Raw genomic sequence first — 15,014 nt, forward strand, 5'->3', positions numbered from 1 at the left:
GGCGAAGCTTTTGCCCGCGGCGGAACGCACGCGGGATGCGGCGCGCAGGGCCGACTGGAGCGCGGCAGCGGCAGCGTACCGCGACATCGTCAGCGGATGGAAGCCGGCGGAGCGCAACATCCGGGCGGACGATTCCGCCGTCTACAGCCTGCTGGAGACGCGAATAAGCCTGCTGCGGATTGCGCTGCAGGCTGAACCGCTTCGCGAGGCATCGGCGAAATCGGAAGCAGAAGCTCTGTATCAACTGCTGGCTGATTACAGTGAAGGCAAAACCATTGACGCTGGGGATACTTCCAGTGAACCAGCTTCTATAGAGGGACTAATCAGCTACCTGAACAAAGCATCCTCCGCTGCCAAAGACAATAACAGCACAGAAGCCGCTAACATCATGGAGCAATTCATCGTAGCCTGGCCTTCTGCCGAAGGGCAAGTCCAGATCGCCTCACCAACAGTCTACAACAATATCGAAAATGAGAGTGCGGCTGTCACAGGTTACCTGCTCTCAAATCCGCCTAAACTGGATCAAGCTTTAACCATCATGAACAATATGCTTAGCGAACTAACGCCTTTGGCTGGTGAAACCACTTATAATGCTTGGGATGCCGCTTTGATTCTCTTGCGCGAAGGGCTTGAGGCTATTCTCGTCTTGTCAGCTCTTCTTGCTTACCTGAAACGTGATGGGAACGCCAAAGCGCAAAAATGGATCTGGTCCGGTGCAGCTGTCGGCCTCATCGCAAGTATCGGATTGGCTGTTGTGCTCACTTATACCATTTCTCGGGCAGCTTCCGGGGGAGCACGGGAGATGATTGAAGGAATTACTGGTCTTGTCGCAGTAGTTATGATGCTCACAATCGGACGCTGGTTACATAGCAAATCAAACACTGCAAATTGGAACAACTACGTGGGTAGGCAAGTTGATGGCGCGCTGGCCAAAGGAAACCTTTGGTCACTGTCCTCCGTTGCAGCGCTTGCTATTTTACGTGAAGGTGCAGAAACTACAATTTTTTATGTGGGCATGGCTCCATCCATCAAGCTGTCTCAATTACTGCTTGGGATTGGATGTGCTCTGATTATTCTTGGTATTGTAGGTTATGCAATTATTGCCTTGAGTGCAAAATTACCGATTGCCGCCTTCTTCCGTACAGCTACAATTCTAATTTATTACCTAGTATTCCGCTTTCTTGGGGAGAGCATTCACTCGCTTCAGGTTGCCGGCAAACTTCCTGCACATGTACAAGAGGGCTTGCCTTCAATTAACTGGCTTGGCATGTATCCCACTTGGGAAACCTTGCTTCCACAGCTGCTTGTCCTGTTGTTTATTGTGTGGGAGCTGTTTCGGAACAGATCGCCAAAGGCTTCACGAACAGCTTAGTTTTATTAATACAATAGATATACCGGTCCGTCACGCCCTTGTGGTTACGCCGGTTTAGTCCGGTAATCTCTTGCATTTACAGTCTAATTTATGAAATGGATTCCATAGCAAGCTTTTTATTTGGGAGGTAATTTGCGGACAATATGATAAAATAAAATGACTATACACAAGCACAAAAGGGAGGCTGTTGTACTCTAATGGCTAATATTAAAGAAATTGCCCGTATGGCTGGTGTTTCCGTGACAACAGTCTCGCGGGTGCTCAATAATCACCCTTATGTAAGTGAAGTCAAACGAACCGCAGTCCTAAATACTATTGAAAAATTAAACTACACGCGTAATATGAACGCCGTGCATCTGATCACTGGGCGGACTCAAGCTATAGCTGTTATTATTCCGTATACCAACTTATTTTATTTCTCAGTCATTATTGCAGGCTTGGCTCAAGAAGCACTGCTGGCTCAATACCGGCTCGTTCTCTGCCAAACCGATTATCGTACGGAAGAAGAAATTAAGGTGCTTGAGATGCTGCGGAACAAAGAAATTGACGGTGTAGTTATGGTCTCTTCAACAATGAGCTCAGAAGCTATTGAAGAATATACAGCTTATGGTCCTATTGTGGTATGTCAGGATAGGGGAGAACGCCAATTTTCTTCTGTATATATTGAGCATTATTCTGCTTTTCGCAGTGGCCTTCAATATTTGAATGATAAAGGTTACCGCCATATTGGCTACTGTGAAGGAAGACCACACGGCAGCAGCAGCTCTATCCGCCAAATTGCCTTTAGAGACTTTCTAGAAGCTACAGATCAGCCTTACAATGATGAATGGATGATCTATAACTGTCTGACCGAAGAGGACGGTGCCCGCGTACTTCACCAACTGCTGCAGATGAAGAATCGTCCTGATGCCCTGATTATTTCAGCAGGCGATCATATAGCGGCTGGTTTAATCATCGAAGCTTGGAAAAAGGGTATCCGCATTCCTGAAGATTTGGCCGTCATTGGATTTGATGATCAGCCTATCGGCCGAACGTTAGGTCTGACCACTGTAGATAATCAGTTAACTGAAATGGGCATATCCGCTTTTCGGATTATCTATGATCAGATCCAGCGAAATGATGGACAACCCGTTCACCGCAAGCTTGAGTACCGTATTATAGAACGCAATACAGTATAGTATAGTATCCTTTTCATCTTATATCTCAGTAATTACATCATTTTAACGGTCCACTTTGCAGCCTTCTGCGAATAGACCGTTTTTTATTTTTGCATATTCCCCTTTAGTATTCATTTTTATCCCTTGCTTCCGAATGGAATTTGTTTTATCCTAAATATGAAAATAATTTTCTGCATTTAGTTAATAATCATAAAAATAATTTCAATACCCCATTGAAACGAGGTGGATGAATGGATGTCCCCAATACTGCATGCACTCGAGCATGAGAAGGCCAAGCTCTCTCAAATGGAACGAAAGCTGGCTGAACGAATTCTCTCCTCACCAGGCGAAATCGTTCATATGGGCATTACAGAATTAGCAGAACAATGCGGAATAAGCCCGGCAACGATCACACGTTTCTGTAAGGTGCTTCATTTTAAAGGCTTTCCGGATTTCAAGGTGAAGCTGGCAGCAGAAATTGCTCATAGTGATGCCGCGCCGCAGGATGGTGGCTCTTCTTATCAAGATATTGTAGCCGGCAACCCACTCTCCGTGATTGTGGAAGCGATGCAGACGAACCATCTGACCTCCATCCGGGATACTACCTCACTGTTAGATCTGGAGCGATTGCAGGCAGCAGTTCATTTATTGTGCCAAGCACGCCGCGTTGATCTATACGGGATGGCGACCTCTTCCATTGTCGCTCAGGATTTCTATCAGAAGCTGATCCGCATAGGCGTAAATTGTACTGCTTTTGCTGATTCCCATATGCAGATTACCTCTGCTTCATCACTCTCCGAAGGTGATGTCGTATTTGCAGTATCCTATTCGGGAGAGACTCCCGAGACCATTGATGCCTTGATGTGTGCGAAGGCTAGCGGAGCAAGCACTATCGCACTAACCTCTTATGGCAGCAGCACCTTGGCTACTCTGGCGGATATCCCCCTATTCTCCTCATCTTTGGAGAAAGGCATGCGCCGGGGAGACATGGCCTCACGCATAGCTCAGCTTCACATCATTGATATTTTGTTCACTGGAATGGTCAGCACCCGTTTTGGGGATTTTATTCCTAGACTGGAGCAATCTTATCTCAATGTCCAACAATACCGAAACAAACGAGGAGGACAATCCTAATGAATATTCTAAAGTTCCATAGTGATGAAGATTTCGTACAAACGGGTGCGAATCTTATTGCCAGCCTGCTGCAAAGCAATCCTAAAGCCGTGCTCGGTCTTGCAACCGGAAGCTCCCCAGTTGGGGTTTATGCCAAATTAGTTGAAATGCACCAAAAAGGACTTGTGAGTTTCTCTAAAGCAACTTCCTTTAATCTGGATGAGTATATCGGCTTGCCTGTCGACCATCCACAGAGCTATCGCAGTTTCATGAACGAGCAATTATTTAACCATATAGATATTGATTCAGGACAGACACATATCCCTAACGGAAACGCAGCGGATATGGAAGCAGAATGCCTTGCATACGATAAAATGCTGGAAGAAAACGGACCCGTTGACTTGCAGATTCTCGGTATTGGCAGCAACGGCCACATTGGATTCAACGAACCCGATGCTAACCTCAGCAGCAAAACCCATGTCGTCGACCTGCTTGAAGATACCCGGGAAGCAAATGCTAGATTCTTTGACAGTTTGGATGAGGTCCCTCGGCAAGCGATCACAATGGGCATTGGAGGCATCCTAAAAGCACGCCAAATCCTCTTATTAGTTCGTGGTGCTGGCAAAGCTGAAGCCATCCGCAATGCTGTTGAAGGCCCGATTACAACCCAATGCCCTGCATCTTTGCTGCAGAGCCATCCAAATGTAATCGTTCTCGTAGATGAAGGAGCAGGCAAATGGCTGAAATAAATAAAGAACTAGAACAGTTGCTGTTCGGTAAGGTACTGACTCCCCAAGGTTTAATTGAGCACGGTGTGATTGCCGTATCTGGAGAGCAGATCCACTATGCTGGCGATGCGGCTTGGCTTCCAGAGCGTTACGCGCATTGGCCTGCCAGTGGTCAAGCAACGGATCTTCTGATCCCCGGATTTGTAGATGTACATGTTCATGGTGGAGCTGGCCACGACTTTATGTACAGTGATACTGAATCGCTGAATGCCATCACTAAGTTCCATAGTTCCCAAGGAACAACAACAATGCTGGCTACAACCATGACCGCTTCCAAGTCTGCTATTGACCAAGTATTCTCCGAAGTCAGCGCTTATCGCGCTGCTGAAATGCCTTACACACAAATCGCAGGCATGCATTTGGAAGGACCCTTCATCAGCCCGAAATGGTCCGGCGCACAAAATCCAGAGCATATTGTTCCTGCCAATATTGAGTGGCTAGCACAATGGGAGAACGATTATCCAGGAATGATCCGGCAAGTCACGCTTGCTCCGGAACGTGAAGGTGCCCTCGAAGCTATTCTCTGGCTGCGCAAGCACGGTATAACTGCAGCGCTCGGGCATACGGATGCCTCCTTTGAAGAGGTTATTGCCGCAGCAGATGCTGGACTTAACCAAGCCGTGCATATGTTCAATGCGATGACACCCCTACATCACCGTAAGCCTGGAGCGGCTGGAGCTATTTTGTTCGATAAGCGCATTCGCGCAGAGATTATAGCCGACGGGATTCATGTTCATCCCGCAGCCATTTCTATATTGACCCGTCTCAAGAAAGAGAACAATTTATTACTGATTACTGATGCCATGTCTGCAACTGGACTTAGTGATGGTGAATATACAATCGGTGATTTACCTGTACTCGTTCAAGATGGCATCGCTACCCTTAAAGATAATCCCGCTGCTCTAGCTGGAAGCACACTAACGATGATTCGCGGCTTCCGTTATCTGATCCAAGAGGTAGGACTCACCTTGGAAGAGGCCTCCCGCGCTGCAAGCCTTACGCCAGCGGCGTCCATTGGAATGGAACGAAGCATTGGCTCCTTGGAGGCTGGAAAACGCGGCGATATCCTACGCCTTGATGCTGAATTTAATATTCGCGGCGTATGGATCGGCGGACGTCCAATCACCACTTAATAAAATTAGCTCCAAACAAAAAAGCAACAATTCTCTCCAGATGGTGAGATTGTTGCTTTTTTATTTAGATCACAAAAATCATTAATAATTACGAGTTGGGAAAATTCGTTCAACCATGGTGCGGAATTCATCCACAAATCCTTTTATCGGATGACCGGCACGAGCCTCTTCAGCATAAACATTGGCGCGTTCCACGAAGTCAGGATTTGCTGATACGTATACATCCTTAATTCTCGCATCATGTTTTTTAACTTCCGCAGCAATTTTATCTTTAATTGCTTTGGTAACTGTTTCTGTTTCTCTTGTATTTATGGTGTTATTTGTGTTATTCGTGCTATTGGTGTTGTACATATGCGTCGAATTACTTCTGTAATTCGTATCATGGGTACTAGGAGTGGTACTGCGCATGCCCATTCCCATTCCAGTTCCCATACCTTTTCCCATCCCCATATCTACATCATGTTTCGAGCCATTGCTGTTCAGCAGAGGACCATTATTATAAGTATGGTTTCTTGTCGTACCTGTTCCCATAGTACCTGTACCTGTTCCTGTTCCCAACATATCCGCTCCCAAATTACCCATGCCATTGATTCCATTTCTGGTTGCCGGTCCAGTACTTGTTGTACCAGGAACTGTATTTACAGTACCTTTTAAGGCTCCGTTCATACCATTGGTTACGGCTCCAGTATCATTCATTCCATCACGGCCAATTTTCACTCTTCCTGTACCAGACATTACGCCAGTCGGTCCGTAATTGTGAGGAGTGGTTGAGGATTTTGCCCGATACGATGGAGTCCCTTTGGCACGCAGGCCAGCAGTTGCATCGTTTAAAGTTACTGCTACATACGCGCTTTTCCCTGCAAGCATTACATTCGCTGAGCGGACTTCAGGCATTGCAGCAATCCGGTCTGCAAGCTCCTGACTAACTTCCATCTTAGTGATGTTATGCGTGCCACCGCGTACGGAATTCACACCAATACGCCCATCATTTACTCCCCGGACACTATTGGTTTGCACATTCGATTTTTCTGCCGTATTGGTTCCACACCCTGTAATACTCACCAAGCCGAGAAGCAATGCAGCTGAGACTGACATACTGATCTTGGATCGCAACATGAATTCATCCTCCATCTCTAATGTTGTATGTGTGCAGTGTACGATCGTTAGGATGACCTTCTGAAGAACAAGCTATCCTGAAAGGATTTGGAACTATGCCGCTTTGACCGTCACCCGCGAGTGCAGATTGGCGTATCTTATAAACAGTAAGCCATATCTCAACAAGTCGGTATTACTCCGCAAAAGTCAGGAGGCTTGTGCATGAAAGTTCTATTTACGTTTTATGTACCGAGTGGCGGGGTGGAGACATTAAATAAGCTGCGATGTGAAAGTCTCCAGCGAAGTGGGATCGAATGCCATGTTTTATATCTAATGCCGGGTTCAGGCCAGAATACGACCAATTTTCCGGTATTTGTCTCATCTTCAGATGAAGAAATTAAAAATTTGCTGGAGACCCATAATTACGATGCCATTATTGTTACATCTGATTATTTATTACTGAAACGTCTGCGTGAACTCGGTTACCGCGGTATTATGATATACGAATCTCAAGGCCTTGGAAAACGCAGTCATGCGGAAACTCTGATCAGAGATGCCGTCCCTTATTTACGTTCTTATTGTAATGCGGTACTAATCCCGCCAACCGATCATTTATTGGAGCTGTTTATTGAAATCTGTCCCTGGCTGCATCGTTATGTAATTCCGAATATTGTTGATGTCCAGTCCTTTCAGCATATCCCTGCTGAACCTCCCGCTAATCCGGTTATCGCTTGGGTAGGCCGGCTAGAGAGCAATAAAAATTGGCGGGAATATTTGAGAATCGCCCATGATATTCGCCTTTATAAACCAGATATTCATTTGTGGATGTTCCATGATCCTAATTTAGCCGCAGAGGATCAGAAACAATCCTTTCAGGAGGAGCTACACGCCCTAGGGCTGAATGATCGTCTAAGTACTTTTACCAATATTCCTAATCATGTAATGCCCATTTATTATTCCTCGATCGCTAATTCGGGTGGATTCCTGTTAGCTACCTCCATTACAGAAGGATTTGGATATGCTGTTGCCGAAGCGATTTGCTGCACTTGTCCAGTACTTAGTACAGATTCCGATGGTGTCAGATCCTTTATTGTTCATAATGTCACGGGTAAATTTTACCCGCTTGGCAATATTCCAACTGCCGTCAACGAAGGACTGGAGCTTATGAACAATATTCCTCTGCGAGAGGGTCTCCGCCAGCAAGGAAGAGGATATATGGTCTCACGCTTCGGAACCGAGAAGTATGCGCAATCTTTTCGTGAAATGATGAATTCCTATGCCATCTTCTAACCGATATCATGCAAAAAAACCTTCAAGCCACTTCTCACGTGGTATTGAAGGTTTTTTATATTTTAAGGACATATTATTAAGAGTTCCTCGCTACGATCTCAAACAACGCATTCTGAAACAATTGTGTGCTTTTTTCCCAAGTGAAACGTTGTGAATCCTGTTCACCCCTACGAGCAAGCCGCTGGCGCAAATCAGGGTCTTTGATCAAGGTTATGATATCATCCGCGAGCCGATTCTCAAACCGGTAGGACATTAAGCAGTTATGGCCATGCCTGCCATATTCCATATTCCCACCGGAGTAAACAGTAACGAGCGCTGCTCCACAACGCATAGCCTCGATGCCTGGTAGCGATCCCGTATCATACGTACTTGAGCTTACAAAAATATCGCTCTCACTATAATGGTAACAAAGCTCAGTATCATTTGCAGGAGTCCTTATATGATATCGTTCGTCCGCTAATAAAGTTTGCAGGGTAGTCGACTCAGCAAATTCACCAGGAGGAATGATCAAATAAAGTTCAACTTCTGGATGAAGTCTTCTGACCCGATTTAACTGTTCAAGCAAATAGTCTTGTTCACGATGGCCTGAGAATCCACCCTCTGGCTTTCGCATAACCGCGGAAACTACAAGCTTATTTTCAGGTTCACGAATGTTCAAATTTCTAAAAACAGGATTCACACCAATGGGCACGATTGTCCCCTTAATCCCATGATTCATCTGGACGATTTCTTGCTGCCAACGGGATAGTACAAGCAGATTGCTGGTTAAACTATAGGATGCAAAAGAACGGCTATTGTCAGGTAAAAAAGTGGGCTCGTAGCAAAGCGCTAAACGAATATGAATCCCTTTTCCCTCATTACTTGCCTGCTGCGATACCTCGACTGTGGTATAAAAGTTGGAGACAATCACGTCCCCCACTGGAAAATCGCTGGCCGACAAATCACCATCTGCCGCATAACGCAATTCACAATTTATCTCGTATTCAACGACACCATCGCTGGGCAAGAGGATCGTAATTTCATGACCGATCTCTGACAGACGATTAGCCAGTTCTGCCAGCATCCGTTGTGCTCCGCCCCTAGATAGAGTTAGAACAGGAAATATTAATTTCATTCCCCTCTCTCCTTTAGCAGCAGATGCGATAGAACCCCATGATGGTTTGCTTGTACCTGTTCTATCTCTCTTTTCTGCGCCTCACTATAAATCACTGAGCCCATCTCTTGATGCACTCGATAATCAAGCTGCGGATACTCAATATAAGACCAGCTAAAATGCGGTAAAATACGCAGCCATAAATCATAGTCTTGAGTATATAACAACATTTCATCGAACGTTCCTACAGCACGAAATATATCCATATGAAGAAGAACTGTACTCCCATTCACCGGACAACCCAACATCATAGTCTCAATAAAATGGGCTCTGCTGCTAAAAAGCATACTTACCGTATCTGAGATCCGTTCTCCCTGCTCATTTATATAATAATAGGCTGTATAGTTAAACAAAGTACCCGTACTTTTGAGCTTTTCTATTTGGTTTTTGATTTTATCCGGGTGAAATTGATCATCTGCACTGAGCCAGGCAAAATACGTTCCGGTAGCCACTTCTATCCCTTTGTTCAAAGCAGAAGCCGTCCCTCCATTACTCTTTTGTATATAAATGATTCTGTCACGGAAGGGGGCCAACTTCTCCAGCCATAGGGTAGAACCGTCATCGACTACAATAAGTTCTATATTCGGATAGCTTTGATCCAAGACACTTTGGATGGCGAGATCCACATACGAACAGTTATAAAATGGGATGATCACCGATACTTTAGGTTCTTCACTCATACGCGCTCACCTCCTTCACCCGGAGCTCAACTTTTATACTGTTTTACAAGCAAGCAGGGCATCTACTGGTGCATGGCCCTCCCCGAATGCTTCACGAAACGATGGGTTTTGGGCATGATGGAAACCTTTAAGTACCGTTACCTCATACCCAAGTGCAATAAAATCCTCCGGCTCCCATCCGCTCCGATGCTTTTGAAAATACTCTCCCTGCAAATGATAATGATCCATACCCTCCTGTGGAAAAAAGCCCCGAGGGGTAAATACAACTACTCGGTTATTGGCGATTCTTTCGGCCATCCCTAGCAGAGTCTTCGCTTCATTTTTATTAAAGTGCTCTATTGAATCAATAAAGGTAACCGCTGAAAATGTTTTGGGGAGGAATAATTTATCCATATGACTGGCATCTGCATGTACCGGAATAATATGAGGTGACTTATATTGACGATGCAGCAGGTACGGCCTGTGAATTTCTAATCCAAGCACTACTGCGGCTTCATATCGTTCAAGCAGGGTACCGGTGCCGCTGCCGATATCCAGAATACTCTGGCAGAATTTCAACTGTTCCAGTAAGACTGGCAGAAAGTCATTCACTTCAATTTCCCGGTACATTACCTTCAGCCCCCCATAGAAGAAATCAAGTGCTGCAGCGAATTCTTGTAGCGGGCATTGGTCGCAGCTGCCTCTGCCATAATTACATCAAAATATTTGATCGTTCCCATGCCCTCATGCGTCCGGTAAGCTGTGAGGGATTGATTCAACATCACCGGTGGATATCCGTTCAGAATGGCGCGGAACCATAAGTCATAATCATGGGTGTAAGGAAGTGATTCATCAAAAAGCCCGATGGCTCCAAATACCTCTCGTTTAAACATCACCGTACAGCCATTAATGGGATTACCGTGTAAAAAACAACGTAAGTAATCCAGGTGACTAGGAAACAATGGCGCAGCATTCAGCTGAACCAGCTGCGATTGAGCGTTAATATAATTAAAGTTGGTATAGGAGATTAACAAGTGGTTCTGCTCCATGAACAGAACCTGATTGTTGATCTTATCCCGATAAAATAAATCATCCGAGCTAAGCCAGACCACATAGTCACCCGTTGCATTCAATATGCCGTGATTCAGTGCGGAGGCGGTTCCCCCATTGCCTTTGCCCAAATAATGAATTCGGGAAAGATACGGTGTAATTAGATTGCTATGGGCATGCGAGCCGTCATCGACAACAATGATTTCGTAAGGTTCCCAAGACTGGGAGAACGCACTTTGCAGGGCGTGCTCAATATAAGGACAATTATAAAAAGGAATCACTACCGAAACCTTCGGTCTCATAACAACCTCCCCTCCCCGCTAACTCGGTAATAATTCAAAATATCCATTAACGATTGGTTAAGCCCAATTTCCGGAAGCCAGCCCAGTGAAGTCACATCAGCCTCAGGGGTTGATGCTTCTGAATAAACCTTCTTATCCGCTGTGGCTGCGATCTCTGAAATAGCCCGTTCAGCATCTGCAGGTCCCCAGTCCATTGGCACTGGACCTACAGAATGACTGAGCAACTGCTCCGCGATCTCCCCGAGTTCCCGCTGCTTCCCCGAATCGATGCGATAGATGGTTCCATTTGTACCTTTACGCAAAATGTAATCATAAGCTCTAACGGCATCTCTTACATCTAAAAAATCACGCAGCGCATAACGAGAAGAGAGCTTAAATGGAGGTATTTCCTCTTCTGGCTGGCCTTCACTTCGGACAATGTGCTGTGCTAATAAAGAGCAGAAGCCGGTGGAAGGACCGGGACCAATCAGATTACAGGGCTCAGCCAGCAGAACCGGCTGTTTAAATAAGGTGCCCCAAGCGAGGGACACCAGCTCTTCTATTGTTTTGCTAAGACTGTACGGGTGTGGTGGCCCAGCCACCACACCCGGTTTGAACTTAAGTCTGGAGCCAGCCACTAGAATCCGACTGCTCGGCAGGCTTCGCATGGCCTCCAGTAAATATAAGGTGGCCATCACATTGGTCTCCATATAAAGCAAGGGATTAAGCCATGACTCGGGTACGGAGTTCTTCCCAGCCAAATGAAGGACAGCGTCCGGTGTAGTTTGCTTGATCATCTCAGCTACTGCTTTCCGGTCACTTAAATCACAAATATATATCTTTACTCCTTCTGGAAAAAGAGTGGAGGCAGCTGTCGATTGCGGCCGCAATACAGCGATAACCTCAGCCCCTCCTGCCGAAAATAATCGAACGGCATGTTGCCCGGTAAATCCACCGGCTCCGGTAATCAGAAGTCTTTGACCTGTCATAAATACATCTCTGACTGTTTCATCCAGTCAGCCAGTTCCTGCAGCATTAAAGGATATGAAGGCAGCGGCAAGAGGACATCCGCTCTTGTATTCACTAGTGTACGATCCTGAATATGTTCATCCTCAGGGATGATCTCCACATTTTCTTTATGAAAAGCCACCTGAATATGCTGAAGCAGCTCATATTTACTTACCGGCTCTGGATGCGCTAAATGGATTAGCCCCGATACGGGGGAATCCAGCATTACATCCACTGCTTTGGCTAATTGGAGCGTTGTGACCCCGTTCCACATCACCCGCCGGTATCCTGAAACTTTACCACTCTGCGCCAGGAACCAATCCATCAGACCAATACCGCCTGAGCGGATTTCGGGACCAATAATGGAAGTGCGAATCGTAAGATGCCCGGGTTTTTGCACCTCACCGAGACTTTTCGAAATTGCATATACAGAGGTTCCATCAGGAGCATCCTCTTCGGTGTACCCTCCGCGTGTTCCTTCGAACACGCAGTCGGTACTGATATGAATGAGCCTTGCCTGAACATCCTCCGCCTTTCGCCACAAGTGATGAGGGAGAAAGCCATTCACGTGGTAAGCCCCAATTTTGTCACGCTCCGCGAATTGATTGAGAACCCCCATTGCATTGATAATGCAATGAGGGGAAACGATATCGACCAGCTTCTCAACTCCGGCTATATCATTCGCATCTACATACAGCCCGCCAAGATCGCTCTTATCCCGGGTTGTATGGAAGACGTGATGCTTGCCCTGGCGGCGAAAATAATCCGCCAGCATATGCCCCGCCATACCGTTTCCACCTAGGATAAGCAGCTTCATTGCAGGAACCCTCCCCGGATCAAGATGCTTTTGATCTCTTCCCGATCCATCAGATTCGTCTCTGAACTGAAGCTATTGAAAGAGACATGAGGATAAGCGCTATAATGTGCCTTTAATTCCGGCATGTTCAGCGTAGGGAGAATTACTAGATACTGTTCATCGTAGACAACGGTAGTTAAGCTTTCGAAATCGCTCATCAGAATCTCGTGGATTTTCTCCCCCGGACGAATCCCGGTCTCAACAATACTCACATTGGACTCTCCGGAAGCCTCAATCAGCACCTCAGCAAGATCGATAATTCGGCAGGTAGGCATAGTCATTACGAAGATTTCTCCACCCAAGCTAACCTCAGAAGCTTTAAATAATAACGTAATAGCATCGCGTAGGGTAAAAAAGAAGCGGGTCATTTTCATATCCGTAATGCGTACCTGACCCTTATCCTTAATCTGCTTCATGAACAAATGCACTACGCTGCCGTTCGTTCCGAGCACATTACCTCCGCGTACAGTAACGAACCGGGTGTTTGAGCCAATCAGATTGGCATAAACGAACAATTTTTCCCCGATCGCTTTGGTCATTCCATAGAAGTTGGATGGGTTCGCAGCCTTATCGGTAGAGATGTAAATTGCTTTCTCAACGCCATTTACAATGGCAGCTTCGATCACATTTTGAGTTCCCACTACATTGGTTTTGAGTGCTTCATAAGGCTGATCTTCACAGACTGGAACATGTTTGAGCGCCGCCAGATGAAAGATATAATCAACGCCACGGCAGGCTGCAATCAGCGCATCCTTGTCACGGATATCGCCAATGATAAAGCTGAGACGTTGATCTTCAAACTCCCGGCTCATCGCCACTTGAGCGGATTCACTGCGGGAGAATACGATGATTTCCTTAGGATTTTGTGGCAGAAGTTGCCTAATCAGCTCATGCCCCCAGGAACCAGTTCCGCCTGTGACCACAATCCTTTTATTATTGAACATGCAGGTTCCCTCCAAGCAAGAATTTAACTACCTTGACCGAAACATCCGGAGTCATGTATCCTTCCGGTGCCTCCCAATCCCGATTGAGCGCCGTCATCAGCTTGACGCTGCGCAGAATACTTTTCTGATCTACACCTGAGACTACATTGCTGCCACAATCCACTGTTTCTGGACGTTCCGTCGTTCTGCGAATCGTAACTGTTGGCACTTTCATCAAGCAGCATTCCTCCTGTACAGTCCCGCTGTCGGTGATGGCACATAAGGCGTGCTGTTCCAAATAGACAAAATCAAAAAATCCGAAAGGTTCATGAAATTCAACTAGTGGGTTCATTGGAAGGGAAAATTGCTCGGTAAGTTTGGAGCGAGTGCGAGGATGAATGCTGCATATTAAACGAATTCCAAAATGCTCAGCCACTGCGTTAAGACCCGACATAATTTGTACAAGGGACTCTGGATCATCTACATTCTCAGCACGGTGGGCCGTGACTAGGAAATACTGTCCTGCGGTAAGCTTCAGCTGCTCCAGAATGTCGCTGGTCTGGATTTTGTGCTCAAAATGGGTCATGACCTCATGGATCGGATTTCCTGTTAACACGATACGCCTGCTGGGGAAACCTTCGCTGATTAGATGTCTTTTGCTCTGCTGCGTATAAGGCATATTAATGGTCGAAACGGCGTCGATGACACGGCGGTTTTTCTCTTCTGGTACTTGGAGGTCATAGCAGCGGTTGCCCGCTTCCATATGCACCACCGGAATTCCCATACGTTCAGCCAAAATCGCGCATAACGCGCTGTTCGTATCGCCCAGAAGCAAAACGCGATCTGGCTGTTCTTTTAGTAAAATGCTTTCTAACCCTCCGAACATGGCGGCAAGCTGGCCGCCTAGTCCTGCTTGTTTATCCTGCAGCACATAATCCGGTGCCCGCAGTCCCAGCTCAGCAAAGAAAATGCCGCTGAGACTGGCGGTGAAGTTCTGGCCTGTATGCACCAGGATGTGCCGCTCAGCATGTTCGTCGAGAAGCGGAATGATTACACTGAGGCGAATGATTTCAGGCCTCGTGCCTAAAATCGTCATGATCTTCATGAGTTCACTCCCCTGCCTGTTTAATTATGGT

General features: G+C 46.3%; 15 protein-coding genes. 6 read left to right on the forward strand and 9 right to left on the reverse strand.

What is annotated here, in order from left to right; translation table 11 throughout:
• Window positions 1-10 precede the first annotated feature (10 nt).
• From MHI15_RS08660 to nagA, 5 genes are all read left to right on the forward strand, one after another.
• Complete coding sequence (locus tag MHI15_RS08660) at window positions 11-1,372, forward strand: FTR1 family iron permease (RefSeq protein WP_341164337.1); 1,362 nt, start codon at window positions 11-13, stop codon at window positions 1,370-1,372.
• Window positions 1,373-1,569: 197 nt separating this feature from the next.
• Complete coding sequence (locus tag MHI15_RS08665; RefSeq protein ID WP_076130419.1) at window positions 1,570-2,550, forward strand: LacI family DNA-binding transcriptional regulator; 981 nt, start codon at window positions 1,570-1,572, stop codon at window positions 2,548-2,550.
• A gap of 234 nt (window positions 2,551-2,784) precedes the next feature.
• Window positions 2,785-3,663 carry a MurR/RpiR family transcriptional regulator gene (locus tag MHI15_RS08670; RefSeq protein WP_076219325.1) on the forward strand — a complete coding sequence of 293 codons (879 nt, stop codon included), beginning with the start codon at window positions 2,785-2,787 and terminating at the stop codon, window positions 3,661-3,663.
• The gene (gene nagB / locus MHI15_RS08675) at window positions 3,663-4,391 is read left to right on the forward strand and encodes a glucosamine-6-phosphate deaminase (RefSeq protein WP_076219324.1); all 729 of its coding nucleotides are present in this window, start codon (window positions 3,663-3,665) and stop codon (window positions 4,389-4,391) included. Before MHI15_RS08670 ends, nagB begins: the two co-directional genes overlap by 1 nt.
• Window positions 4,379-5,563, forward strand: coding sequence for an N-acetylglucosamine-6-phosphate deacetylase (gene nagA / locus MHI15_RS08680; protein ID WP_076130422.1), 1,185 nt, complete (start codon window positions 4,379-4,381; stop codon window positions 5,561-5,563). The genes nagB and nagA overlap by 13 nt, the downstream gene beginning before the upstream one ends.
• An 81-nt stretch (window positions 5,564-5,644) precedes the next feature.
• On the opposite strand, the gene MHI15_RS08685 is transcribed toward nagA, so the two are convergent.
• Window positions 5,645-6,679, reverse strand: coding sequence for a YhcN/YlaJ family sporulation lipoprotein (locus MHI15_RS08685; RefSeq protein WP_076281923.1), 1,035 nt, complete (start codon window positions 6,677-6,679; stop codon window positions 5,645-5,647).
• Window positions 6,680-6,880: 201 nt separating this feature from the next.
• On the opposite strand from MHI15_RS08685, the gene MHI15_RS08690 reads away from it, so the two are divergent.
• Entirely contained in the window at window positions 6,881-7,948 is a 1,068-nt protein-coding gene (locus MHI15_RS08690; RefSeq protein WP_339281393.1) for a glycosyltransferase family 4 protein, read from the forward strand.
• A 76-nt stretch (window positions 7,949-8,024) separates the two neighbouring features.
• Here MHI15_RS08690 and MHI15_RS08695 read toward each other — a convergent pair whose 3' ends face one another.
• The 8 genes from MHI15_RS08695 to wecB are packed head-to-tail and all read right to left on the reverse strand — an operon-like array spanning window position 8,025 to window position 14,983.
• Window positions 8,025-9,062 (reverse strand): glycosyltransferase family 4 protein, encoded by a 1,038-nt coding sequence (locus MHI15_RS08695; protein WP_341164338.1) that lies wholly within the window; start codon window positions 9,060-9,062, stop codon window positions 8,025-8,027.
• Window positions 9,059-9,781, reverse strand: coding sequence for a glycosyltransferase family 2 protein (locus MHI15_RS08700; protein WP_076141520.1), 723 nt, complete (start codon window positions 9,779-9,781; stop codon window positions 9,059-9,061). Before MHI15_RS08700 ends, MHI15_RS08695 begins: the two co-directional genes overlap by 4 nt.
• Window positions 9,782-9,814: 33 nt before the next feature.
• On the reverse strand, window positions 9,815-10,390 hold the full coding sequence (locus tag MHI15_RS08705) for a class I SAM-dependent methyltransferase (protein WP_076141519.1): 576 nt from the start codon (window positions 10,388-10,390) through the stop codon (window positions 9,815-9,817).
• Window positions 10,391-10,395: 5 nt separating this feature from the next.
• Window positions 10,396-11,112, reverse strand: coding sequence for a glycosyltransferase (locus MHI15_RS08710; RefSeq protein ID WP_076130428.1), 717 nt, complete (start codon window positions 11,110-11,112; stop codon window positions 10,396-10,398).
• Complete coding sequence (locus MHI15_RS08715) at window positions 11,109-12,080, reverse strand: NAD-dependent epimerase/dehydratase family protein (RefSeq protein ID WP_341164339.1); 972 nt, start codon at window positions 12,078-12,080, stop codon at window positions 11,109-11,111. The genes MHI15_RS08710 and MHI15_RS08715 overlap by 4 nt, the downstream gene beginning before the upstream one ends.
• Entirely contained in the window at window positions 12,077-12,916 is an 840-nt protein-coding gene (locus MHI15_RS08720; protein ID WP_076195129.1) for a dTDP-4-dehydrorhamnose reductase family protein, read from the reverse strand. The genes MHI15_RS08715 and MHI15_RS08720 overlap by 4 nt, the downstream gene beginning before the upstream one ends.
• On the reverse strand, window positions 12,913-13,899 hold the full coding sequence (locus MHI15_RS08725; RefSeq protein WP_036679704.1) for a polysaccharide biosynthesis protein: 987 nt from the start codon (window positions 13,897-13,899) through the stop codon (window positions 12,913-12,915). The genes MHI15_RS08720 and MHI15_RS08725 overlap by 4 nt, the downstream gene beginning before the upstream one ends.
• Entirely contained in the window at window positions 13,889-14,983 is a 1,095-nt protein-coding gene (gene wecB / locus MHI15_RS08730; RefSeq protein ID WP_076195127.1) for a non-hydrolyzing UDP-N-acetylglucosamine 2-epimerase, read from the reverse strand. Before wecB ends, MHI15_RS08725 begins: the two co-directional genes overlap by 11 nt.
• Window positions 14,984-15,014: the final 31 nt, after the last annotated feature.

Source organism: Paenibacillus sp. FSL H7-0918, assembly GCF_038007025.1.
In the GTDB taxonomy this organism is placed as follows: Bacteria; Bacillota; Bacilli; order Paenibacillales; family Paenibacillaceae; genus Paenibacillus_AQ; species Paenibacillus_AQ odorifer.

Bases quoted from the DNA above. Each gene is read 5' to 3' on its own strand.
- MHI15_RS08665 (WP_076130419.1), top strand. From the start codon at position 1,570: ATGGCTAATATTAAAGAAATTGCCCGTATGGCTGGTGTTTCCGTGACA.
- MHI15_RS08670 (WP_076219325.1), top strand. From the start codon at position 2,785: ATGTCCCCAATACTGCATGCACTCGAGCATGAGAAGGCCAAGCTCTCT.
- nagB (WP_076219324.1), top strand. From the start codon at position 3,663: ATGAATATTCTAAAGTTCCATAGTGATGAAGATTTCGTACAAACGGGT.
- nagA (WP_076130422.1), top strand. From the start codon at position 4,379: ATGGCTGAAATAAATAAAGAACTAGAACAGTTGCTGTTCGGTAAGGTA.
- MHI15_RS08685 (WP_076281923.1), bottom strand. From the start codon at position 6,679: ATGTTGCGATCCAAGATCAGTATGTCAGTCTCAGCTGCATTGCTTCTC.
- MHI15_RS08690 (WP_339281393.1), top strand. From the start codon at position 6,881: ATGAAAGTTCTATTTACGTTTTATGTACCGAGTGGCGGGGTGGAGACA.
- MHI15_RS08695 (WP_341164338.1), bottom strand. From the start codon at position 9,062: ATGAAATTAATATTTCCTGTTCTAACTCTATCTAGGGGCGGAGCACAA.
- MHI15_RS08700 (WP_076141520.1), bottom strand. From the start codon at position 9,781: ATGAGTGAAGAACCTAAAGTATCGGTGATCATCCCATTTTATAACTGT.
- MHI15_RS08705 (WP_076141519.1), bottom strand. From the start codon at position 10,390: ATGTACCGGGAAATTGAAGTGAATGACTTTCTGCCAGTCTTACTGGAA.
- MHI15_RS08710 (WP_076130428.1), bottom strand. From the start codon at position 11,112: ATGAGACCGAAGGTTTCGGTAGTGATTCCTTTTTATAATTGTCCTTAT.
- MHI15_RS08715 (WP_341164339.1), bottom strand. From the start codon at position 12,080: ATGACAGGTCAAAGACTTCTGATTACCGGAGCCGGTGGATTTACCGGG.
- MHI15_RS08720 (WP_076195129.1), bottom strand. From the start codon at position 12,916: ATGAAGCTGCTTATCCTAGGTGGAAACGGTATGGCGGGGCATATGCTG.
- MHI15_RS08725 (WP_036679704.1), bottom strand. From the start codon at position 13,899: ATGTTCAATAATAAAAGGATTGTGGTCACAGGCGGAACTGGTTCCTGG.
- wecB (WP_076195127.1), bottom strand. From the start codon at position 14,983: ATGAAGATCATGACGATTTTAGGCACGAGGCCTGAAATCATTCGCCTC.